Origin of the sequence: Pseudarthrobacter oxydans, from assembly GCF_013314975.1 — a bacterium.
Classification (GTDB): Bacteria; Actinomycetota; Actinomycetes; order Actinomycetales; family Micrococcaceae; genus Arthrobacter; species Arthrobacter oxydans.
Genome location: NZ_JABTYH010000040.1, coordinates 1 through 20,931, shown reverse-complemented (window position 1 = coordinate 20,931; position 20,931 = coordinate 1). Strand labels below are relative to the sequence as shown.

At 63.5% G+C, this 20,931-nt stretch carries 22 protein-coding genes; 13 read left to right on the top strand and 9 right to left on the bottom strand.

Going from position 1 to position 20,931, the window contains the following annotated elements; translation table 11 throughout:
• Positions 1-24: 24 nt before the first annotated feature.
• From HTS88_RS19500 to HTS88_RS19485, 4 genes are read right to left on the bottom strand one after another with little or no spacing between them, the layout of a single operon-like run.
• Positions 25-630, bottom strand: a complete 606-nt coding sequence (locus HTS88_RS19500; protein WP_174181386.1) for a cadmium resistance transporter — start codon at positions 628-630, stop codon at positions 25-27.
• 53 nt (positions 631-683) lie between these two features.
• Entirely contained in the window at positions 684-1,202 is a 519-nt protein-coding gene (gene lspA / locus HTS88_RS19495) for a signal peptidase II (protein WP_174181383.1), read from the bottom strand.
• Positions 1,199-3,151 (bottom strand): heavy metal translocating P-type ATPase, encoded by a 1,953-nt coding sequence (locus HTS88_RS19490; RefSeq protein ID WP_174181381.1) that lies wholly within the window; start codon positions 3,149-3,151, stop codon positions 1,199-1,201. The genes lspA and HTS88_RS19490 overlap by 4 nt, the downstream gene beginning before the upstream one ends.
• Complete coding sequence (locus HTS88_RS19485) at positions 3,148-3,552, bottom strand: ArsR/SmtB family transcription factor (protein ID WP_174181379.1); 405 nt, start codon at positions 3,550-3,552, stop codon at positions 3,148-3,150. Before HTS88_RS19485 ends, HTS88_RS19490 begins: the two co-directional genes overlap by 4 nt.
• Positions 3,553-3,709: 157 nt before the next feature.
• Here HTS88_RS19485 and HTS88_RS19480 point away from each other — a divergent pair, with 157 nt between their 5' ends.
• The 5 genes from HTS88_RS19480 to HTS88_RS19460 all read left to right on the top strand — a co-directional run bounded on the left by HTS88_RS19480 (position 3,710) and on the right by HTS88_RS19460 (position 7,955).
• The gene (locus tag HTS88_RS19480) at positions 3,710-4,459 is read left to right on the top strand and encodes a cytochrome c biogenesis CcdA family protein (RefSeq protein WP_174181376.1); all 750 of its coding nucleotides are present in this window, start codon (positions 3,710-3,712) and stop codon (positions 4,457-4,459) included.
• Positions 4,460-4,474: 15 nt separating this feature from the next.
• Positions 4,475-5,095, top strand: coding sequence for a TlpA family protein disulfide reductase (locus HTS88_RS19475; protein WP_174181374.1), 621 nt, complete (start codon positions 4,475-4,477; stop codon positions 5,093-5,095).
• A 13-nt stretch (positions 5,096-5,108) separates the two neighbouring features.
• The gene (locus HTS88_RS19470; protein ID WP_174181372.1) at positions 5,109-5,384 is read left to right on the top strand and encodes a hypothetical protein; all 276 of its coding nucleotides are present in this window, start codon (positions 5,109-5,111) and stop codon (positions 5,382-5,384) included.
• A gap of 469 nt (positions 5,385-5,853) precedes the next feature.
• Entirely contained in the window at positions 5,854-7,359 is a 1,506-nt protein-coding gene (locus HTS88_RS19465; protein WP_174181369.1) for an alkaline phosphatase, read from the top strand.
• A gap of 65 nt (positions 7,360-7,424) precedes the next feature.
• Entirely contained in the window at positions 7,425-7,955 is a 531-nt protein-coding gene (locus HTS88_RS19460; RefSeq protein WP_238340918.1) for a hypothetical protein, read from the top strand.
• Between the two features lie 526 nt (positions 7,956-8,481).
• Here HTS88_RS19460 and HTS88_RS19455 read toward each other — a convergent pair.
• Positions 8,482-9,156, bottom strand: a complete 675-nt coding sequence (locus tag HTS88_RS19455) for a metal-dependent transcriptional regulator (protein ID WP_174181365.1) — start codon at positions 9,154-9,156, stop codon at positions 8,482-8,484.
• A 275-nt stretch (positions 9,157-9,431) separates the two neighbouring features.
• Here HTS88_RS19455 and HTS88_RS19450 point away from each other — a divergent pair, with 275 nt between their 5' ends.
• Together HTS88_RS19450 and HTS88_RS19445 are read left to right on the top strand one after the other, a co-directional pair.
• Complete coding sequence (locus HTS88_RS19450) at positions 9,432-10,331, top strand: multicopper oxidase domain-containing protein (RefSeq protein ID WP_310258274.1); 900 nt, start codon at positions 9,432-9,434, stop codon at positions 10,329-10,331.
• Positions 10,328-11,563 carry a ZIP family metal transporter gene (locus HTS88_RS19445; protein WP_174181354.1) on the top strand — a complete coding sequence of 412 codons (1,236 nt, stop codon included), beginning with the start codon at positions 10,328-10,330 and terminating at the stop codon, positions 11,561-11,563. The genes HTS88_RS19450 and HTS88_RS19445 overlap by 4 nt, the downstream gene beginning before the upstream one ends.
• 192 nt (positions 11,564-11,755) lie before the next feature.
• Here HTS88_RS19445 and HTS88_RS22450 read toward each other — a convergent pair whose 3' ends face one another.
• Positions 11,756-11,992 carry a DUF2188 domain-containing protein gene (locus tag HTS88_RS22450; RefSeq protein WP_081818936.1) on the bottom strand — a complete coding sequence of 79 codons (237 nt, stop codon included), beginning with the start codon at positions 11,990-11,992 and terminating at the stop codon, positions 11,756-11,758.
• 266 nt (positions 11,993-12,258) lie between these two features.
• Between HTS88_RS22450 and HTS88_RS19435 the strand changes: the two genes are divergently transcribed.
• Both HTS88_RS19435 and HTS88_RS19430 read left to right on the top strand, forming a co-directional pair.
• The gene (locus HTS88_RS19435; protein ID WP_174181352.1) at positions 12,259-13,101 is read left to right on the top strand and encodes a Cas5 family CRISPR-associated protein; all 843 of its coding nucleotides are present in this window, start codon (positions 12,259-12,261) and stop codon (positions 13,099-13,101) included.
• Positions 13,102-13,174: 73 nt separating this feature from the next.
• Positions 13,175-13,909: a hypothetical protein gene (locus HTS88_RS19430; protein WP_174181349.1), complete on the top strand. Its 735-nt coding sequence runs from the start codon at positions 13,175-13,177 to the stop codon at positions 13,907-13,909.
• A 35-nt stretch (positions 13,910-13,944) separates the two neighbouring features.
• Here the strand turns inward: HTS88_RS19430 and HTS88_RS19425 are convergent, their stop codons facing one another.
• Positions 13,945-14,511 carry a recombinase family protein gene (locus tag HTS88_RS19425; RefSeq protein ID WP_174181347.1) on the bottom strand — a complete coding sequence of 189 codons (567 nt, stop codon included), beginning with the start codon at positions 14,509-14,511 and terminating at the stop codon, positions 13,945-13,947.
• Between the two features lie 373 nt (positions 14,512-14,884).
• On the opposite strand from HTS88_RS19425, the gene HTS88_RS19420 reads away from it, so the two are divergent.
• The 4 genes from HTS88_RS19420 to HTS88_RS19405 all read left to right on the top strand — a co-directional run bounded on the left by HTS88_RS19420 (position 14,885) and on the right by HTS88_RS19405 (position 18,617).
• On the top strand, positions 14,885-15,187 hold the full coding sequence (locus HTS88_RS19420; RefSeq protein WP_174181345.1) for a DUF4193 family protein: 303 nt from the start codon (positions 14,885-14,887) through the stop codon (positions 15,185-15,187).
• 473 nt (positions 15,188-15,660) lie between these two features.
• Positions 15,661-16,791 (top strand): tyrosine-type recombinase/integrase, encoded by a 1,131-nt coding sequence (locus HTS88_RS19415; RefSeq protein ID WP_174181343.1) that lies wholly within the window; start codon positions 15,661-15,663, stop codon positions 16,789-16,791.
• A complete protein-coding gene (locus tag HTS88_RS19410; protein WP_174181341.1) occupies positions 16,784-17,137 on the top strand; it encodes a helix-turn-helix domain-containing protein in 354 nt (117 codons plus the stop codon). Before HTS88_RS19415 ends, HTS88_RS19410 begins: the two co-directional genes overlap by 8 nt.
• The gene (locus tag HTS88_RS19405) at positions 17,130-18,617 is read left to right on the top strand and encodes a Fis family transcriptional regulator (RefSeq protein WP_174181339.1); all 1,488 of its coding nucleotides are present in this window, start codon (positions 17,130-17,132) and stop codon (positions 18,615-18,617) included. Before HTS88_RS19410 ends, HTS88_RS19405 begins: the two co-directional genes overlap by 8 nt.
• On the opposite strand, the gene HTS88_RS22530 is transcribed toward HTS88_RS19405, so the two are convergent.
• Together HTS88_RS22530 and HTS88_RS19400 are read right to left on the bottom strand one after the other, a co-directional pair.
• A complete protein-coding gene (locus HTS88_RS22530; protein WP_425515576.1) occupies positions 18,614-18,910 on the bottom strand; it encodes an immunity protein Imm33 domain-containing protein in 297 nt (98 codons plus the stop codon). The genes HTS88_RS19405 and HTS88_RS22530 overlap by 4 nt on opposite strands.
• A 426-nt stretch (positions 18,911-19,336) precedes the next feature.
• On the bottom strand, positions 19,337-20,398 hold the full coding sequence (locus HTS88_RS19400) for an MFS transporter (protein WP_174181337.1): 1,062 nt from the start codon (positions 20,396-20,398) through the stop codon (positions 19,337-19,339).
• Between the last annotated feature and the right edge of the window lie 533 nt (positions 20,399-20,931).

The window sequence follows — 20,931 nt, the reverse complement described above, 5'->3', positions numbered from 1 at the left end:
GCCAGCCGGTGCTGCACGACATCGTCAGAACCAGAGGTTTATGAGGCGTTGCAGGGATCCGGAGCCGATGAGGATTGTCAGGCCCAGCCCGATGAAGACGGCCGGGACGAGCCAGTGTTCAATTTTTTCCAGGGTTTCGACGACTTTGTGATGGGTGCCGATGAGCTTGCCCAGCGCGCACCACACCGCGACCAGGGCAAGGAAGACGATGACGGTGATGGTGGTGTCGGCCGGGGCCATGGTGCGGAACACCGGGGTGTAGATCGCGATGTTGTCAGCGCCGTTGGCGATGGTGATGCCGGCGATTCCAAGCAGGCCCAGACCTTCGGTGAGTTTGTTCTCATCATCATCGTCATGGTTCCTCAGTCCCCTGACGAGGCCCAGGATGCCAAGGATCAGCGGGAAAATTCCCAGCAGTCCGACCCATTCGTCCGGGACGATGGTCAGGCCCAGGGCCGCCAGGAGACTCAGCCCAACCAGGGTGATGAAACCGGCGTACTGCCCTCCGACGATGTGCCAGGCACGCGGCCGGCCCTTGCTGGAGGCGAGGAAAAGCGCCGTCAGGACCACGATGTCATCGATGTTCGTCGCGGCGAACATCGCAGCCGCCGCCAGGACGGTCGCCAGCATGAGGATTCCTTTCCGGGTAGCAGGAAGGCGTAGGGGGATCGTCCCGCGGCTGCCTAGGCCTTTGGCTGTTCCCGGGACGCCAGCAGGGTGCCCAAGATATACAGGCCAACCCCGGCGGTGACGAAGACGTCGGCGAGGTTGAAGGTGGGGAACCATCCGCTGTGCAGGTAGTCCACGACACCGCGCCCGTCCAGCCGGTCCACGAGGTTCCCGGCGCCGCCGCCGAGCACCATGGCCGCACCGGCCCGGGAGAGGGCCGGCATGGCGGGGGCGGTGGAGACGGCGTACCAGGCCATGGCCAGAACGATCGTCGCGGTGGCAGCGACGACCAGCCACGGGGCAAGGTCCGCGCCGAGGCTGAACGCGACCCCGGTGTTGTACAGCAGCTTCAGGTTCACCAGGCCCAGATCGACAGCGGCACCGTTGGAGAGCAGGGCTTCGGCCAGGGCCTTGATCACCAGGTCGGACGCCGCGAGCACGGCTGCCGAGACGAGCAGGACGATCTTGATCCGCCGTGCTTTCCCGGCAACCGCTTGCGTTCCGGCAGGATTTGCCGGTGACGGCCCGCTCACGCTGCCGGTTCCAGGGCCGGCGCGGTTTTGGCCGGCTGGAGTGCGTTTTTGCGGCTGATCCGGCCGGCGCGGACGCCGTTGGCGATCACCACGATTTCTGCGAGTTCGTGGATCAGCACGACCGCGGCCAGTCCCAGTGCGCCGACCAGTGCCAGCGGGATCAGGATCGCGATCAGCAGCAGCGACAGGCCCACGTTCTGCAGCATGATGGACCGGGTCCTGCGGGCGTGGTCCAGGACCTGGGGCAGGTGGTTCAGGTCCTCGCCCATCAGGGCGATGTCAGCGGTTTCAATGGCGACGTCGGTGCCCATGGCACCCATCGCAACACCGGTGTCGGCGGTGGCCAGCGCCGGGGCGTCGTTGACGCCGTCGCCCACCATGGCGGTGGGCTGGCGGGACTTCAGGGTCCGGATGATCTCGGCTTTGTCTTCGGGGCGGAGGTCGGCGTGGACTTCGCTGATCCCGGCGGCCTTGCCCAGAGCCGCGGCCGTGATCGCGTTATCCCCGGTGAGCATGGCCGTGGTGTACCCGGAGGCGGCCAGCCGGGCGATGACGTCCCGGGCTTCGGGGCGCAGTTCGTCCCGGACTGCTACGGCACCGATGACCTCGCCGGCGGATTCGATCAGGACGGCGGTGGCGCCGGCGGTCTGCATCCGCTCGACATGCCCGGCCAGGGAGCCGGGGTTGATCCAGCCGGGGCGGCCCAGCCGGACAATTTTGCCTTCGAAGCGGCCTTCCAGGCCGGCGCCGGGAACGGTGTCGACGTCGGTCACCTCGGCCCGGGCGGGGGAGGCGGCGAGGATGGCGCGGGCCAGGGGGTGTTCGCTGCGGGCCTCCAGCCCGGCCGCGAGGGCCAGAACCTCTTCCCGGGTCGCGGTCCCGGCGGCGGCGACATCGATGACTTCGGGCTTGTTCCGGGTCAGGGTGCCGGTCTTGTCCAGGGCGATGGTGCGGATCTTGCCGAGGGTTTCCAGGGCGCCGCCGCCCTTGATGAGCACACCGATGCGGCTGGCAGCACCGACCGAGGCGACAACAGTGACCGGGACCGAGATCGCCAAAGCGCAGGGCGACGCGGCCACGAGGACGACCAGGGCGCGTTCGAACCACAGCAACGGCTCTCCGACGATGAAGCCGTAGGCGATGATCAGGGCCGCGGCGATGAGGATGCCGGGGACGAGTTTCTTGGCGATGTTGTCCGCCAGGCGCTGCCCGGGTCCCTTGCGGGACTGTTCGGCCTCGACGATGTGCACGATGCGAGCCAGGGAGTTGTTCTCCGCGGTGCTGGTGACTTCGACTTCCAGCGGCCCGGTGCCGTTGATGGACCCGGCGTAGACATCGCTGCCCGGACCGGCCTCGACCGGCACGGATTCACCGGTCAGGGCCGAGGTGTCCAGGGAGGTGCGGCCGGTGACGATCCGGCCGTCGGTCGCCAGCCGTTCGCCCGGGCGGACGACCATCCGGTCCCCGGGAACGAGCTCGGCCGGATCAACCGTGACTTCTGTCCCGCCGCGCAGGACGGTCGCTTCGGCCGGGACCAGGTCCAGCAGGGCCCGCAGGCCGCGCCGGGTTTTGGCCAGCGAGTATTCCTCCAACCCCTCCGAGATTGAGTAGAGGAAGGCCAGCATCGCCGCTTCCTCGTACTCGCCCAGGGCGACGGCGCCAACGGCGGCGATCGTCATCAGGGTCCCGACGCCGATCTTGCCCTTGGCCAGGCGCCGGAGGGTGGAGGGAACAAACGTCCACGCCGCGACCAGCAGCGCCCCGATTTCCAGGACCAGACGCAGCCACTCCGGACCCCCGGTCAGGGGCAGGATCCAGGCGGTCAGGAGCATCACACCCGCGATCGCGGCGGCCCGGATCTCGTTAATCTGCCAGAACCCGACCGCTTCCTCGGCTTCTTCGGCCGCGGTTTCGGGCTTGTCGTCGCTACAGCCGCAGGCGTCGCTCATCGGGCGTTCTCCTTTGTGGGTTCCACGTTTGTCAGTACCCCGCCGGTGCTCCCGGTGCCATAGTTCGGGCACAGGCTGACAGCGTTGCCGGTCGCGGCAAGCAGGACTTCGGCCTGGGCAAGCATGTCCATCAATTCCGGACGGGTCAACGAGTAATAGACGCTGCGGCCCTGCGCACGGCCCTGGACCAGGCCGCAATCGCGCAGGCACGCCACATGCGCGGACACGGTGGACTGGGCAAGCCCCAGCTCCGAGGCCAGGTCCCCCACCCGGATTTCACCGTCGGCCATCCGCTGCACAATCCCCAGCCGGGTCGCATCGCTCAAGGAATGGAACAAGGCCGCAGCGGGAGCCAGTTCCCGCCACCCTTCGTTCACAATCGCCTCATCATGAATCGTCATACGCCGATGATAACGCATATTTTTGATGTTATCGCCGCCTTCCCGTAACGTTGAGGCGGCAGCAGGGTCCCTGCGTCTCACTTCAGCTCCGGAAGGTGCGGGTGGTTGCCGCTGTGGTGCGGCCACCTACCTTTTGGCATGAATGGAGGAAACAGCGTTGAGCATTGGCGGGTATTTCGCCGAGATGGTGCAGTCCGGGGCGCTGCTGGTCGCTATGCCGCTGGCAGTCACCGCCGGAACGGTCTCCTTCATCTCACCATGCATCCTGCCGCTGGTGCCCGGGTACCTGGGCTACGTCTCGGGGTTGACTGATCCCAGCCGGCCGGACAATCGGCGGCGGGTCCTCACCGGCGTCGGGTTGTTCATCCTTGGCTTCGCCGCTGTCTTCACCCTGTACGGGGCAGCGTTCGGGGTGATCGGAGGGTGGCTGCTGCAGTGGCAGGACATCCTGATCCGGGTCCTGGGCGTTTTCGTGGTGTTCATGGGTCTGGTGCTGGTCGGCGGGTTTTCCTTCCTGCAAACCACCCGCAAGCTCTCGTTCAGGCCCCGGGCAGGCGCTGCAGGCGCACCCGTGCTGGGGGTCGTGTTCGGCCTCGGCTGGACCCCCTGCATGGGCCCGACGCTCAGCGCGGTTCTGGCGCTGAGCACCACCACGGGGGATCCGTGGCGCGGGGCGCTGCTGGGATTCCTGTACTGCCTGGGACTCGGGATCCCCTTCGTGCTGGTCGCGGTGGGCCTGAACTGGGTCACGAAAACCTTGGGGTTCATCCGCCGGCACATCCGCGCCTTCAACATCATCGGCGGTTCCCTGCTGGTCCTGGTCGGGATCCTGATGGTCTCAGGGATCTGGATGCTCTGGATCTACCAGCTGCAGAACCTCGCTGCCACGATCACGACCCCCGTCTGACGGAAGAAGCCAAAGATGACCAATCATCAACCCGTACCTGTTCCTCCCCTGCCGGGGCGACGCAGCCTGCTGCTGGGTGCGGCGTCCGCGGCGCTGTTGCTGGCCGGCTGCGCCGCCCCCGATACCCTGGCAGTCCAGGCCAAGGCCGGGGACAACAAAAACTACATCGCCGGGGACGGATCCGTTTCCGAATACGCCCCCGGAACCCGCACTGCCGCGGTGGGGATGACCGGTGTGCTTTACGACGGCACAACGGTGGATTCTGCCCAGTGGCAGGGTAACGTCACGGTCTTGAACGTCTGGTATGCCGCCTGCGCGCCGTGCCGCAAGGAAGCACCGGATCTGGAAGCACTGCATCAGGAATTCAAGAACGACGGCGTCCGGTTCTACGGCATCAACGTCCGCGACACCGCCGCGACCGCCGCAGCGTTCGAACGCACGTTCGGCACCACCTACCCCAGCTTCAACGACTCAGACGGCGGGATCCTGTTGGCCCTGGCCAACCACGTGCCCCCACGGGCGGTGCCAACAACCCTCGTCCTGGACAAGCACGGCAAAGTCGCCGCCCGGATCCTTGGCCTGGCCGAGAAAAGTACCCTCAAAGCCCTGATCAGCACCGCGCTCAGCGAGCCCTGAGAAGGCACGGGGAATGCACACAGCAGGCACGGATCCCATGGTGCCCTTCCGGGCAACGGGTGCTCCCCGCGGCTGCATGCCCAACCACAGCTGCCTGGTCGGCGTCGGCGCGCCCGCCGCTGCCCTGGCCGGTATGCCGCCGATCCCCGCCCTTGACCACCGGGTTGCGCACACCGTGGGCCTGGCCGCCGCGGCATGTGGCGTTCGTGCGACGTTCGGCGCCCAAATGTTGCTCGGAGCCTCATGGCCGATCGGGGTCGACGCGACCGACCGCAAAGGGCTGGTGTGACCACCGGCCCGTACCGGCTGGTGCGCAGCCCCGTCTTCACCTTCCTGGGGTTGGCAATAATGGTGCCCAACGCCGTCGCGGTCGCGGGCCTGACACTCACCGGAATCCAGATCCAGGTACGCCTGGTGGAAGAACGCACCTGCGCCGCGTTCACGGCGCCGCCTACACCGGTTATGCCTCCCGGACCGAGCACTTCCTGCCCCGCCCGTGCCGCCTTCGGACAGGCCCTAGCCCCCAGAGCTGAAGCGTAACGGGGCAGGGAGTTGAAACCTGTGCCCTGAAGCCGGTTTCCCCCCCTGCCCGCAGCTGGCAGGCTGACCTGGCCAGGGGAACCTGTTGACTGATTGTTTACCGTTACGGCATCTCCACGACGAGTAGAGACAGCTTTGGGGTCGCGGGCAGTGCCTAAGATCCGTGTGGCGTCATCGAACGCCGACCACCGATTCGTACCCCTTTTTGGAGACCCCCGATGCGACGCACTCTTCCCTTGCTTGGCTCTGCCGGCGCCCTTGTGGCCGCTGCCGTGGCCGTCACGGCACTGGCCGGGCCTGCCGGGCCTGCCACGGCTGCCCCGGACGGCAACAACGGCCGGGCCAAGAATGTTATCTACCTGCTCGGTGACGGCCTGGGCCGCACCCACATCACCGCCGCCCGGGAACGCTTCTATGGAGCCGAAGGCAAGCTGGCCATGGAGACCCTCCCGGCACAGGGCTACGTCAGCACCTATGCGGTGGAGAAGAAGTCCGGCCAGCCCGGCGAACCGGACTTTAAGCCCAATCTGGTCACCGACTCCGCTTCCGCCGCCACGGCTTGGGCCTCGGGGGTGAAGACCTACAACGCCGCCCTGGGCGTGGACGCCAAGGGCGCGGTAGTGCCGACCGCGATGGAACTGGCCAAACAGGCCGGGTACCGCACCGGGAACGTCTCGACCTCCGAAATCACCGATGCGACCCCGGCGGGTCAGATGAGCCACGTCCTGGCCCGCGGTTGCCAGGGTCCGGTCTATTCCGCCTCGGCATGCCAGGACACGGCCGTGACCGGCGAGGCGCTGCCCACCAGTGACGTCAGGGTCACCCCGGTCGCTGACCAGATCGCCCGCAACGGCACCGCCGATGTCATTTTCGGCGGCGGACTGGGACGCTTTGACGCCGCTGACGAAACCGCCTTGAAAGAACAGGGATACTCGGTCCTGGGTTCGGCGGCAAGCCAGATTCCTGCAACCCGCACCGATCTGAACGCAGCGTCCGGGGACAAGGTCTTCGGCCTGTTCAACAAGGGCAACCTCACCGTAGAAAAGGCCAAGCAGGACAACCCCTCCGCCCCCCAGGCACAGGAACCTTCCCTGCCGGAAATGACCAAAAAGGCCATTGAACTGCTGGAGAGCAAAAAGGGCTCCAACGGCAACGGTTTCTACCTCCAGGTCGAAGGAGCCCTGATCGATAAGCGCTCCCACGCCAACGATGCCGCCCAGACCCTCGAGGAGGTCAAGGCCTTCGATGATGCCGTGGCCGCCGCCCTGGACTTCGCCAAAAAGGACGGCAACACCCTAGTGATCGTGACCGCCGACCACGAAACGGCCGGCCTGAACATTATCGAGAAGGGCTCCTTCACCAACCCCGAAGCAGCAGCACCTCCGGCCAACGTCGACAGCGGGAACACCGCCAACAACTCCACCCCTTCACGGCCCAGTGGAAGCACCAAGGACCCGGCCCGCTCCACCGGCATCATCAACGGCGCCGGAGCGTCCGACCCGCGCAACTTCGGCCCGGCCACCTTCCGCACCCCTAATGACCCGGCCGAGGTCAAGGACGGCTCCAAGGAAGCAAGCCTGTGGTTGACCTACCTCTCCGGTAACCACACGGGTGCCGACGTTCCGGTCTACGCCTACGGTTCAGGATCTGAAAAGCTCCAGGGCAGCGTGGACAACACGGACCTGTTTGACATCGTCGGCGGCGCCCTGGGCGTCCTGCGCTGACCTGACCAGTACATCCAAGGGGTCCGGGAAGATTTCCCGGACCCCTTGATACGGAAAGTATGACTATGCGCCATCGAATCATTGTCACGGCCGTGCTGCTCATCGCGGCTTTGGCCTTGAGCGGATTTCTCGTCACGAGAAAGCAGCAGCCCTCCGGGCCGGTCACTACCGGCCAGGGTCCGGCATCAGCGGCGGCCAAAATCTCATTCCAGGGTCTCCCGGCTCCAGCCGGTGAGCCGGACCTGCCGGCATTGCACGCGCCAGGACCGGGCAAAGGTAAGGCGCTGCAGATTTCCGGACCATTCGATGACAGGTTCGTACTGGAAGGCTTGGCCTTCAGCGGTTCCGCGGTGAGCGGAACCGTCAGGGTAACCGGCACCACGAGCGAACTTCTGGACCTTCAGGTTCTGGCCGGTTTCTATGATGACACGGGCAGCCTGCTCGGCACAGCACGCTTCGACCACCACCTCGCAACCGAAGAACCACACTCCGACATTCCGGCGGAACCGACGGAATTCACCATCGACGTCCCGGACACATACCAGGACGCGGCAGTCTCAGCAGCGGTCGGCGTGCCCGTCTTCGTCACCGAATAAACCATCAACCGGGAAGGCCGTCCACGTCCTTCCAATCGGGTTAGATCCGTTCCGGATCGCCGTGGCATTGTCCGGCTCTTTCCGGCCGCCGGTCCCCGTTGATAGCCGTCGCCTTCCATAGGGGACACAACCGGGAAGCAAGAACTCCGGTCAGGCCGCCTTGGCCGGGAAGCCGCCGCGCGGCAGGGCACCAGCGACGCCTTCCCAACCGGCAACGACCGCAAGCCCGTCGACGTCCGCTGCGCCCGCCGACACTTCCGGGACAACACCGGTGGCCCGGCTTCCCGTCCCGATGACAGCAACGGACTGCTCGTTACAGGCATCGGCGCCGCCGTCGCCGCCCTCATCGCCGGACTAATCGCCCTCGCCCGGCGCAAGTAGATCCACCCACAGCCCTAATGCAGCTGCAATGTCAGGAACCAGCCGAGACGCGCAAACGCATTAGCTTCCAACGGCATGAATGTCTGACAGCCAACTATTGGCGTGCGCCTCAAGCGCGGACGCCCGGGGAGGGGCGGCTGGGTGTTCAAGCTGCCACGACCCAGATTGCTTCGGCGGCTGCGGAGCCGAGCGTGATTTCTGTGTCCTGGCCATGGATCCGGATGGTCGTCATGTCCGCGTAGGGTTTCTGGTCCGTGACGGTGAGCGTGGTGTCCGGGCGCAGTCCCAGGCTGGCAAAGTAGCGGAGCATGTCGGGGTTCGCGTCCGAGATGCGCGTGATCGCGACCTGGGCCAAGGGTTTGACAGCGGTCAGCTGGTCAGCGGCTGGCGGGGCAGTGTGGGCCGACTTTGACGGGATGGGATCCCCGTGCGGGTCCTTGCTGGGGTGTCCCAGGTACTCGTCGATCCTGTCGGTCAGCTTTTCCGACACGGCATGTTCGAGGACTTCGGCCTCGTCATGCACTTCGTCCCAGCCGTACTGCAGCACCTCCACCAGGAAGGTTTCCACGAGACGGTGTCGCCGGACCATGGCCAGTGCGTGGCGGCGCCCGGTATCGGTCAGCTCAATGCTGCCGTAGGGGGCATGGGTCAATAAACCCTGTTTGGCCAGTCTGCGGATGCCATCGGACACGGTCGAGGCGCTCACGCCCAGCCGCTCGGCCATGGTGCTCACGGTAATGGGAGTGGTCGACCATTCGGTGGCTGACCAGATCATTTTCAGATAGTCCTGCGCCGGGGTGGTGAGGTCAGAAACTGGCATAACTCCAGAGTAGCAACGAAACATCAATGTTAGGCTGGACGAACAATGATGTTTGAGTGAAGGAAAAGACGATGGCGTTATCCGGTTCGACAGCGGGAAAACAGCCGACGCGGCGGCGCCTGCTTTCCGGGGCGGCCTTGCTCGCTCCTTTCCCTGCACTTGCCGCGTGGGCTCCGGCGGGGGCTAATCCGGGTCACGCAGGGCACGGGGATTCCTCGCAAAGTGGTGCGGGTGCGGCGGCCGGGTCGCAGCCGAAGGTCCCTGCCGGTCCGGCGGTGAACCATGCCGGTCATGCCGGTTTCGCGGGCGGGTCCGTCGCTGTGGACCGGGCGGGAATTGACCCCACGGCGATCCTGCGGGACTTCGACCGGGGACGTACCACCACGCTGCCGGACGGCCGGACGCTGCGCGAGTGGGACATCATCGCCGAGGACAAGGAGTTCGAGATCGCCCCCGGCGTGACGTTCCCGGCCTGGACGTACAACGGGCGCATCCCGGGCCCGACGCTGTGGGCACGCGAAGGCGACGCGCTGCGGATCCACTTCATCAACGCCAGCGCGCACCCGCACACCATCCACTTTCACGGCGTTCACCGGGCCGAGATGGACGGCACTCCTGGGATCGGGGCAGGCTCCATCGCCCCGGGGCAGAGTTTCACGTACGAGTTCGACGCGACCCCGTTCGGCACGCACCTGTACCACTGCCACCAGTCACCGCTTGCCCCTCATATCGCCAAGGGCTTGTACGGCGGATTCATCATCGAGCCGAAGGAGGGCCGGCCCGCGGCGGATGACGAGATGGTCATGGTGATGAACGGGTATAACACCGACGGCGGGGACGATAACGAGTTCTACTCCGTGAACGGGCTGCCGTTCCATTTCATGGATTTCCCGGTCCAGGTCAAGCAGAACGCCTTGGTGCGGATCCACCTGATCAACGTGTTGGAATACGACCCGATTAATTCCTTCCATGTGCACGGCAACTTCTTCCATTACTACCCGACCGGGACGATGCTGACGCCCAGCGAATTCACGGACACCATCTCCCAGGTGCAGGGCCAGCGCGGCATCGTGGAAATCCGTTTCCCCTACCCAGGCAAGTACATGTTCCACGCCCACAAGACCGAGTTCGCCGAACTGGGCTGGATGGGATTCTTTGAGGTGGCACCACAATGAGCATTGAGGAAAAGAACCTGGCAGCCCCGGCCGCCCCTGCGGGCCGAAGGTCCCACCCGGCGGCGCCGCGCTGGCTGCTCGGCCTGGGCCCGCTCGTCCTGGTGACCGTGCTGCTGGGACTGTTCGCCCTGTTCAACGGCCCCGGCCTCGCCAAACTCTCCGAAGGCGTTCCGCCCAAAGAGGACGTCGCCGTCGAAGACATCCGCCTGTCGCCGGGACAGATCGAGATCACCGTCCGCAACGAAGGTCCCGATCCCGTCAGTATCGCCCAGGTCAACATCTCGGATTACTACGCGCCCTTCACCCAGACCCGTCCGACCATGGCCCCGCTGGAATCGACCACGGTCACCGCGAGCTACCACTGGGTCGACGGGGATCCATACGAGATCGCGCTGGTCACCTCGGTCGGGGGCAAGATCACCGCAGCCATCGACGCCGCTGCCCTGAGCCCGGAGAAGGACGCGTCGTTCTTTGCACTCATGGCGTTGCTGGGCATCTACGTCGGCATCATCCCGGTAGCCATGGGGATGCTATGGATGCCGTTCGTGCGCCGCTCATCAACTGCCTGGGTCCGCGCCCTTCTCGGCCTGACCGTCGGTCTGCTGGCCTTCCTGGCCTTCGACGCGACCCTGGAAGCCTTCGAACTCGTCTCCGGTCACGGATCCTTCGGCGGCCCGCTGGTGGTCATCCTCGGCGCGCTGATCTCCTACCTCATCCTGGAGGGCATCGACGCCTGGATGCGCCGCCACCAAAGCCCGGCCTCCCACGGGCAGGCACCACTTCCCCCGGCCCGGCTCGCCCTGCTGATCGCCACCGGGATCGGCATGCACAACCTCGGTGAAGGACTGGCCATCGGCTCCGCCTACGCCATCGGATCACTGGCCCTCGGCGCGACCCTGATCGTCGGTTTCGCCATCCACAACACCACCGAAGGCCTAGCGATCGTTACCCCCCTGGCCAAGGAAACCCCCGGCCTCGGGCGCCTGGCCCTGCTCGGTCTGATCGCCGGCGCACCGGCGATCCTGGGTACACTTATCGGCGCAACTGTATACCAACCCACGCTGGCTGCGTTCCTGCTCGGCCTGGGCGCCGGGGCCGTTGGCCAGGTCGCGATAAAACTCCTGCCCCTGCTCAAGGACCATGCCGGCAGGATACTCTCACCCCTGACAGTGGCCGGCATCATCACCGGCATCGCGATCATGTTCGCCACCGGGCTGCTCGTCCAGGCTTAGCCGAGGGGGCAGTGGGTCATCCGGGCGATGCGCTGTGCTTTGAACGCCGGTAATGGATATTCCGTCAGCCGTGGCGTTAGGCCGGCCTACGGGCATTATGTGTCCCTCCGGCCCCGCCCGCCCGCATATAGGAAGGCCACGCCGGCTCCTGTTGAATAAACCTAAGCCAGCGGGGTCATTGCTCTATCAGGCTTATCCAGGCGTATTCCGTGGATCATTGCCAGGTGCAATTGTGTCCTTTGCCCTGATCTTGTTGTCCTTGCCGTGGATGTTCAATTCACCGCCCCCAGATCGGGACAGATAACCACGAGCAGCGTCGATTGCTGCGGACTGCGTGTCGTGAACAGAAGAAGCGCGAGACGAGCCTTCGCGCTCGGCCTTCCATCCATCTTCGCCAGGAACCACGTGGTACGAATTTCGCTCAGCCATTTAATCACCCCCAGACGTTGCAGATGGATGCAACGTATCAAACCAGACTGACATTACCGCCCGGCGTCTTCGGGGCTGCCCCGCGTGCGCATTTTTACAGTGCCAGCCGCCCCGCCGGTTGGAACACAAACAAGCCCCTTCTGTGCATGCTAAAAAAGAGCCGATAATGAAGATTCTGTAAACCTGAAGCAGGAGAGTATCGCCGAGAGACCTCGCCTTGCGGCGCCAGGTCCAGAAATGTCGGAGGTGTTTGACACAATCGAAACATGGCACTGAGATCCCCCATTTATCTTGACACCGAGACGCTACTAGCTCAGGCCGAATACCACGACATTGACGTCCCGCGCCAAATGGATGTTGTTGAAAAGACGGTGCGAAAGCGCAGTGGCGGCGGCAAAGTTGGGGTATCCGGCATCGGCATAGATGCTTCCACAGGAACGGACATAGAAAATCAGGCGACGTACAGCCTTCAGCCAAGAGAAAAAGCGACAGTGAGCAAGGTGATAGATGCCCTCATGCACGCCGATGCGGTGAAGGTAAATCCTGGAGATGAAGCTGTTCTTTCCAGGGACGACCTAGTCGAAATTGAGGGACTAACACACATTACAGCCGCCAGTTTTGCAGGAAAAATCTTCTTCATTCTGCGTCGGCTGATGGATTCGGCTGAAGGCGACCTGCAGACGATCTTCGACTTGGACGCCATGGACCTCCCGCTTGCCCAGCAGCTCAAACAGGTGTACCTGAGGAACGAGTTGCTGCCGATCCCTGTCCTCCTGGGAGTGACTGGCTCCGGGTTGTCGCCAAAGGTCTTTATCAACTTGCGCCCAGACCACTTCATTGACAGTGCCTCTGCCAACCGAGTTGAAGGCCAGATACGGGTTCTGGGAACCGTCTCACACCTGATCGAAGATGGTGATGACGGTTATCTCAGCGCCGAGGAATGGTTGCTTCACGACTGGGAATACCTGTTCAGGCGAAAGGTGATGCCCCAAGTTGAGGATGTCCTGAAGCCCTTGGTACAGCAACTGGAAATCGATTTAGACCCCGACGATGTTCATGCTTACATCGCAGGGCCAGCGGTGGTCATAGATGCCATTGCACTCTATTGATCGAACTCACGTTTTGAAGGAAGACCTCTTGCTCGATTGAGCGGGGCCAGGCTAAACGCATTAGGAGCGCTGGATGAATAACCGAGACAAAGTACTTGTGGGAGGTTCGGTTGCCTGCGGTTTTGTTGCCTTGGCACTCTCTCCGGCTTTTACCTGGATAAACGATCATGGAGACGGTCTTTCTGCGATGGCGGCCATTACCACCGGCATAGTCGCTATCAGCGCGCTTCGAGCTTCGGCTAGGGATAGCGCCGATCGCAGCCGTCCCGTGGTCGTCGCAGAGTTCCAGCTCGCAACCGAAAGTGATACGAGCGCCGACCTTGTGATCCGCAACGACGGTGCGACGGTTGCGAGAAATCTACGAGTCTCATTCGATCGGGGCATCGTTACCGGTGATCCGGACAAGGACAAAGGAGCCGGCAGCATCCAGCAGCGTTACTCCAGAATTATCGGTGTCCTAAGCCCGAGACAGGAACTCCGCAACACGTGGTGGTTTGGCGGGTCAGTTGCTGGAAGCGACCGACTGGAAAACTTGAACCCAACTCCAGACGAAGTTGTTGTCACAGTGAACTACGAGGATCTGAATGGAGTCGAGTATCGGGATGACTTTGAACTCCACGTCGATGTAATGCTGCACTCAACGCACAGTTTCTCAAGCACGTCAGTCCGTGGCCAGTTGAAAACGATGGCGCAAGCCCTTAAGAAGATGTCCGAACGAGCTCCAGTGTCGTCCACGACCACAACTAGCAGCTTCAAGATGACGGATAACTTCGTCGCGGAGCGGCCCATCTTCAAAAACGACGAGTAACCGCCGCTATTGCCTGCCCTGGGCTGAGGACATCTTTACCCAAGCTTGGCATGGCGCAAGTATTGGTAAACCGTTTCTCGGCTGATTCCGTAATCGCGGGCGAGGACGACTTTCGGGATGCCGCTGCCGGCGCGTTGGACCAGTTCGGCGGCCCGTTCGGGTGTGAGGGTCTTCTTCCGTCCCTTGTACACGCCGCGTTGCTGGGCCAGTGCGATGCCTTCGCGCTGGCGTTCCCGAATGAGGGCGCGTTCGAATTCGGCGAAGGCGCCCATGACCGAGAGCATGAGGTTGGCTATGGGGGAGTCCTCTCCGGTGAAGACGAGCTGTTCTTTGATGAACTCGACGCGTACCCCTCGTCGGGTGAGTCCCTGGACGAGGGCGCGGAGGTCGTCGAGGTTTCGGGCGAGGCGGTCCATGCTGTGCACAACGACGGTGTCTCCGTCGCGGGCGAACCTCAGCAGTTCTGCGAGCTGCGGCCGGGCAGTGTCCCTGCCGGATGCCTTGTCCGTGAAGATTTGGTCCAGTATTTGGCCTTCGAGTTGGCGCTTCTCGTTCTGGTCCAGGGTGCTGACCCGCACGTAGCCGATGCGCTGACCCGCCATGGCCGCCTCCAAACCTCACCGTGTGTATTCGAGTTTCAGGGTCGCCATGACGCACGTCAAGCCTTGCTCATGCTGGTTTCGCGGCGGCCTCTGCCTCGACTCCCACGGGTTGGGTGCTGGCCGGGCCTCCTGCCGCGTGCCCAGCGGATTCTCAGGATGATTCGGATGCTGAAGTGAAGCTCCGGTTAGCCGCTATGTGGCCGGAGCTTCGCCACGCGCGGTGCGGCAGGGGAGTGGTGCCGGTCGCCTCGGGGGTGCGCTTTATGGTCTTCTCACGGGCCTCCCGGATCGGATGTGGGAACAACGGCACCGTAATGTGCGTTGGAGTCTCGTCCAAAGAGAAACAGAACACCAGAAATGAGAAGCAACTAACGTGGCAACCGATTATGACGAGGTCCGTTCCGACGTCAAGGAATCACAAGACAGTTCGCTGGAGGCGCTGAAGTCCGCCAGCGCCCCGGATGCCCGCAGCGTCGTCACCGAGCTGGACGAAGCCGATGCCCTCGATGAGGGCCTGACTCCCGGTGGAGAAATTGTCTCCGAGGAACTCGTTGTTCAGGTTATTCCGCAGGGCAAGGACGAGTTCACCTGCTACTCGTGCTTCTTGGTCCGGCACCGGTCCCAACTGGCACGCGAAAGCGACGGCCATTCCTACTGCATCGAGTGCGAGGGCTAGGACAAGCCTTCGGGACGGGCGTCAGCCCGCGAGTCCCGGGTCTCGTCCTGTACAGCCTGACATAACGTCGGCTGGCACGTGTTGAAACTGGTGCCGGCTTCCTGCGGTTGAAGCTCGCCTCGGTCCATGATCTTCCCGACGGATGCACACTGCGGTGGCGGCGCTGATGTTTTCGCTGGCCGTCGGGGAGGTCCGGTTGGCCGCGGGAGGGCCCGCCGGTGTAGGCTGAAAGGAGGCGCTAGTTGAAGCTTCAAGCTATCTACCTTACATAAGATCCGTTATCGGCGTTTGAGTGGGACGAGTAGAAGTAGATGAGAGGACTCGTCTCGATCTGCTTTCGGAAGTTTCCGCAGGTCAAACTAATCCTTCGACGACCTGATGCCGATCATCCCTAGCGGGCGATTGTGCGCCACGGCGCGGCTTAGTGGCGTAATCTCTCATTAGATGAGAGATTTTTGCGTACAGTTTGGTCAGTGAGCATCGAACCTGGGCGGATTCCTGCCTTTCTGACAAACGTGAATGTCGGGCTGCTGCGGGCCGAGGATCGCGTTTTCGAGGCGATGTTGGATGGCTGGCGTGCGCAGATGCTGGCGCGCGGCCTGTCGACGTCGTACATCAAGAGCTCGTGCGGAACGGTCCAGCGGTTCCAGGAGCACGCCAACGAGTATCCGTGGACGTGGTCGGCGCATCACGTGGACGAGTTCCTGGCGGACCGGCGCAGTTCTGAAAATGGTCTCGCCTTGACAACCCTAAGGGCTAATTCCGGAGCTATCAGGGCATTCTGCTCCTACCTGACGGACGGACGCTACGGCTGGGCGTCGTTCTGCGAACGGGTCTTCGCCGACATACCAGTACAGGTGGTCTTCGAGTGGAACTCTCCCCGGCATACGACGGACGATGCCGTGCCGGCACGCCGCCGGGCGTTCACGCGCGCCGAACTGCAGTCGTTCTTTGACGCCGCCGACGACCTGGTCGACACCGAGTTCGCCAAGGGTTCAAAGCGCTGGCTGCCGGCACTGAGGGACTCGACGGCGTTCAAGGTCGCCTATGCCTACGGGCTGCGTCGGCGTGAACTGGTGATGCTGGAGTACGTCGATTTCGGCCCCAACCCGCACGTTGCGTCTTTCGGCCGGTTCGGGGCGCTCCAGGTGCGCTGGGCAAAGGGCACCAAGGGCTCGGGCCCCCGCCGGCGGACGGTGCTCACTGTCCCGGAAATCGACTGGGTGGTGGGGCTCCTTGAGTACTGGCTCTCCTCCGACGGCCGGAAACGGTTCCCTACCGCTGACCGGTCCGCCAGCCTGTGGCCGTCAGAGCGCTCCGGCTCGACTGTGCACCGCAACTTCGACCGTTCTTTCCAGCGGGTGCGGAAAATCGCGGGGCTCCCGGAAGAACTGACCCTGCACACGCTGAGGCACTCGTACGTGACGCATCTGATCGAGGCCGGCTACGACCCCCTGTTTATCCAGCAGCAGGTCGGGCACAGCTACTCCTCCACCACGGCCCTCTATACTTCCGTGTCGGCGGACTTCAAACAGAAGACCATCCAGAAAATGATCGCCCAGCGGCTACGCAAGGGCGACGGCGAGGGGAACATCCATGGCTGAACAGCGACGGATCGGCTACCGCTGGAACCTCCGGCAGCTGATGGCCCAACGAAACCTCTGGAAGACCACCGAGCTGCTCCCCCTGCTCAAAGCCCGGGGCATCAACCTCTCCAACGCCCAGGTCCACCGTCTCGTCACCGGAACACCCGAACGCATTCCCGCCCAGACCTTCGCAGCACTCTGCGACATCCTTGAATGCACGCCCAACGACCTCTTCGAGCCCTACGTGCAGATGCGCGCCGCCAAGACCGCCAACGCCCCGAAGCGGCCGGAAGACCTGGGCATCGCACCCGGCGCGCCGATCGCCCGCCGGATCCGGGTACTGCCACCGGAAGAAGATGACTAGACCCCGTAAAGCCGGCGATCCCCAAAAGTGGCCGGAAGCCTGCGGGCGCTGCGCCGAACACCACAAAATCGCGGTTCGCTGGCCCGACGGCGGAATCTGCGGCTACTGCTACCAGCAAGCCAAAAGAACCCGCGGCACCTGCGCCTGCGGCCACGAAGGGGTACTGCCTGGCCGCGTCGACACCCTGCCGACATGCCGGAAATGCTCCGGCGTCCGCCTCAACGTCGACTGCATCGGATGCGGCAAAGAAGACGAACTCCACTCAGGCAATCGATGCTGGTCATGCATCCTTGCCATGACCGTTGACCGGATCCTCAGCCCACCAGAGAACCAGCCACCCTCCGGCGAACTTCAGGCAGTCGCCACTGCTCTGAAGTCCATGAAACGCGCCAACAGCGGCCTCACCTGGATCCAGCAGCCACACGTCACAGAGTTCCTCCAACGACTCGCGGCGGAACCTGTGATCACCCACGCCCGCCTCGACGAAATACCAGCATCGCGCACCCGCGAATACGTCCGCGGTCTGCTGGTCGAACACAACGCGCTGCCGCGCCGCGATGAACTGAGCACCAGGTTCAGCGTCTGGGCCGAGCAGGCCCTCGACCGGATTAGCAGCCCGAGCCACCGCGACATCACCCGCCGATACATCCGCTGGCACCACCAGCGCCGCATGAATCAGATGGACGAAGTCACCCGAGGAACGTTCCTGCGGGCCAAACAAGCAGTCACCGTCGCTATCGAACTACTGAACTGGCTCACCCATCAAGGCGCCGAACTCGCCGAAGTGAATCAAGCGCACCTGGACCGATGGCAGGCAGAAGGCCCCACGACACGAGGCATCGCCTCACGCTTCCTCGACTGGGCAATCAGGACCAACCTCATCGACCCGTCCCTGAAATTGCAGCCCCACCGCCGCGGCACCAGCCCGCGGCTCGACGCCGCCGCCCAAACCGAACTCGTTACCAACCTCAGCCACATGACCGACATGAACCCTAGACAACGTGCCGCGGCCATCCTCATCCTGGTCTTCGGCCAACAAGTCTCAGACATCGTCCAACTCACCTGGGACAACGTCACCGTGACAGAGGAACTCGTCAGCATCACGCTCGGAACCGTCGAAATCGCACTTACGCCACCGCTCGATGAACCCTGGCGAGAACTCGCAGCCACCCCAACCCATCACCAGACAGCCGCGCACCCCAACAGCAATTGGGTATTCCGAGGAGGCTTACCGGGCCAGCACCTCCAGGCCTCAACCCTCACGGAGCAGCTCAGCACTTCGTTCAGCAGCAGGGCGGCGAGACTAGGAACCCTCCACGAACTCACCAAACTCGCGCCCGTGGCCATCATCGCCGAAGCCCTCGGCTACTCCCCGGCCACAATTGATCGCCACGCACTGGTGGCATCGGCAAACTACATGGAATACATGTCGGTTTTGGCGCCATCACTCTGCGCTCAGGATCTACCGCTGGGCCACTAGATATCGAGGAGCGAAGGGTCCTGCCATATGTCCTCGTATCCGGGCGCCACGAGGAAGCGGGTTCCCGGTGGTAGATGCATTAGGTGCACAATCTCCGGGCATCGCTCCAAAAGGTGAGACGTGTGCCAGGGCTGGAAAAAGTCGTCATCCGCCAAAAGTTCGCCCGTCCAGACGTACCAACCACTTGTGCCACCAGCGGGCGGGTGGCGAAGCCCGTGCACGGGCCAATCCCAGTCGTTCGAGATTAGGGACCTTGACGCACCGAGCACGTCATTCTGTTCATCCGCCGGCATGACACTATTCTTCCTGGAAACCATGACCGCAGGCGGAATCTACTCGTCCCACATCAACACGTCCCGCTGCCAGTTCAAAAAGTGGCGGGGGCGGTCCAGGGCAGCACGGCCGTGCTCCACTTTCAGTGCATTACTCATCGAGGAGCCAGTGGGCTGCAGGGCACACGCTAAGTGGACAATCCGGGCTGTCAATCTTGACTTCATCTTAGGGCGAGCCTAGAACTCAACTTGGCAGAGTGAGGTTTTGAGGCGCCAGTGATCGGAAAGCGGATCGGGTACGTCCGTCAGCACGCATCTGAAGTGCTCATGCTGTTCATGCCCGCCAGGCCTGGGTCGCTGCTGTCGGCAGCGGACTCCGAGGTCGGAAGGTAGGCGGGCGGCAAGGAAGTGACGACGGGTCTGCAGCCTGGAGTGTCATCGAGGCGATCAGGCAAGGGCCATGATACTGGCGAGGACTGCTCCGGCGCCCAGACCGAGGTCGAAAGTGATGTTCCAGGCGGCACTCACTTGCTCTGTCCGGGCCGGCGTTTGCGCACGCCGCATCATCAGTGTCAATGCGGCAGTCTGCATCATGCCTGCCCCAGCGCCAACCGCGGCGCTGGCTCCGATCTGCACCAGCGGGGTTGAATCGGGGACGGTGAAACAGGCGGCGGAAATCACTAACAGAACGGCGGCGCTGGCAGCGGTGCCGACAGCTGACGAGTGATCGCACAACGCTCCACTGGCCAGGCGTCCGAGCGCGACAGTGCTCTGTGTGGCGAAAACCGCCAACACAGCAGCGATAGCAGTCGTCCCCGTGACCAGAGACGCTGCGGAGGAGAGCACGGCGGCATACAGTACGACGGCCAGCAGGTGGGCTGCCAGGATCACCAGCACCACGAGGACGGCGGCCACGTTTGGGAGACCAACACCCGATGCTACGCCGTCGGTGAGCGGAGATGCCGGGGAATTCAGCCTTGCGAGGTGCGTCGGCCCGTTGTAGGCGATGTTCTTGGCCACAGCCAGCACAGGCAGGACTGCCAGGAGAGCGAACACTGTCCCTCCCAGGACCACACCCGATGCGCCGAAACGCGCGGCCAGGAGGAGCCCGACGGGCGCTCCAACAGCACCGCCGATTGCTGAACCGAAACCATAGACGCCTAATGCCCAGCCCACATTCGCGGGGGCGGCGAGCTCCTTGGCCCATGCTGTGGCCGTCACCACGAAGACCCCAAACCCGACCCCTAGGATGATTAGGCCTGGCCAGAGGACGCCGAAGGGCAACGCGGCCAGTCCGGCGGCAATGGCCAGCAACGACATGCTGACCACCCGGGAACGGTTCCGCGTCCAAGGGCCTACTGCCAGGACAAAAGGCTGGATGAGGACCACAACCACCATCAGTACTCCCACTACCACCCCTGCAGGGGCCTTGGCGGTGGTATAGATGAGCGGCGCGCCGGAGTAGAAGCAATAGAAGCTTGCAAATGCGCCACCAGCGGCTCCCGCCAAGCTGATAACGCCTCGTGACTGAGGCCAACTGGTGCCCGTAGCGCTTCTGAACACCATCAGTAGGCCCTTTCGGATGGAAGTTTTGGGCTCCACCCCGACCAGCGGTGCGCGCCCAAGATTCTCGAGAAACACTCGGGCGACAAGGCCGAACCCCCGTGAAGAGGTTCCGGCAAATGGATTGAAAAGACGCCGAAAACCGGAAACCCTTGGGTGATTCGCTCATAGCTACGGGGAAGCTGGCGGTTCATAAACCTGCGCCTGCTTGCCGGGAACTTAGCAGTCGCTGGCCCCGCCGTGGCTGTCTTGAACCATGCTGTCGGGTCGACCTGCCATCTTGGAATCAACAGCTAAGAGATCGAAAGGTACCCCGACACCAGTTTGGATCACATGCAGGTACCTGAGCGCGGGGGCGACGCAATTCGCTATAGGCGCGCCTGACGGGCGTTGATGAATCAACACCCGTCGAGGGCCTGCATTGTCACGGCCGGTGCTGGAGAGACCTTGCAGAGACTACCTTCCTGCCAGAACAGGAG

Bases quoted from the DNA above. Each gene is read 5' to 3' on its own strand.
- HTS88_RS19490 (WP_174181381.1), bottom strand. From the start codon at position 3,151: ATGAGCGACGCCTGCGGCTGTAGCGACGACAAGCCCGAAACCGCGGCC.
- HTS88_RS22450 (WP_081818936.1), bottom strand. From the start codon at position 11,992: ATGGCTGAGCGAAATTCGTACCACGTGGTTCCTGGCGAAGATGGATGG.
- HTS88_RS19485 (WP_174181379.1), bottom strand. From the start codon at position 3,552: ATGACGATTCATGATGAGGCGATTGTGAACGAAGGGTGGCGGGAACTG.
- HTS88_RS19470 (WP_174181372.1), top strand. From the start codon at position 5,109: ATGCACACAGCAGGCACGGATCCCATGGTGCCCTTCCGGGCAACGGGT.
- HTS88_RS19465 (WP_174181369.1), top strand. From the start codon at position 5,854: ATGCGACGCACTCTTCCCTTGCTTGGCTCTGCCGGCGCCCTTGTGGCC.
- HTS88_RS19405 (WP_174181339.1), top strand. From the start codon at position 17,130: ATGACTAGACCCCGTAAAGCCGGCGATCCCCAAAAGTGGCCGGAAGCC.
- HTS88_RS19410 (WP_174181341.1), top strand. From the start codon at position 16,784: ATGGCTGAACAGCGACGGATCGGCTACCGCTGGAACCTCCGGCAGCTG.
- HTS88_RS19435 (WP_174181352.1), top strand. From the start codon at position 12,259: ATGGCACTGAGATCCCCCATTTATCTTGACACCGAGACGCTACTAGCT.
- HTS88_RS19430 (WP_174181349.1), top strand. From the start codon at position 13,175: ATGAATAACCGAGACAAAGTACTTGTGGGAGGTTCGGTTGCCTGCGGT.
- HTS88_RS19455 (WP_174181365.1), bottom strand. From the start codon at position 9,156: ATGCCAGTTTCTGACCTCACCACCCCGGCGCAGGACTATCTGAAAATG.
- HTS88_RS19475 (WP_174181374.1), top strand. From the start codon at position 4,475: ATGACCAATCATCAACCCGTACCTGTTCCTCCCCTGCCGGGGCGACGC.
- HTS88_RS19425 (WP_174181347.1), bottom strand. From the start codon at position 14,511: ATGGCGGGTCAGCGCATCGGCTACGTGCGGGTCAGCACCCTGGACCAG.
- HTS88_RS22530 (WP_425515576.1), bottom strand. From the start codon at position 18,910: ATGCCGGCGGATGAACAGAATGACGTGCTCGGTGCGTCAAGGTCCCTA.
- HTS88_RS19460 (WP_238340918.1), top strand. From the start codon at position 7,425: ATGCGCCATCGAATCATTGTCACGGCCGTGCTGCTCATCGCGGCTTTG.
- HTS88_RS19500 (WP_174181386.1), bottom strand. From the start codon at position 630: ATGCTGGCGACCGTCCTGGCGGCGGCTGCGATGTTCGCCGCGACGAAC.
- HTS88_RS19445 (WP_174181354.1), top strand. From the start codon at position 10,328: ATGAGCATTGAGGAAAAGAACCTGGCAGCCCCGGCCGCCCCTGCGGGC.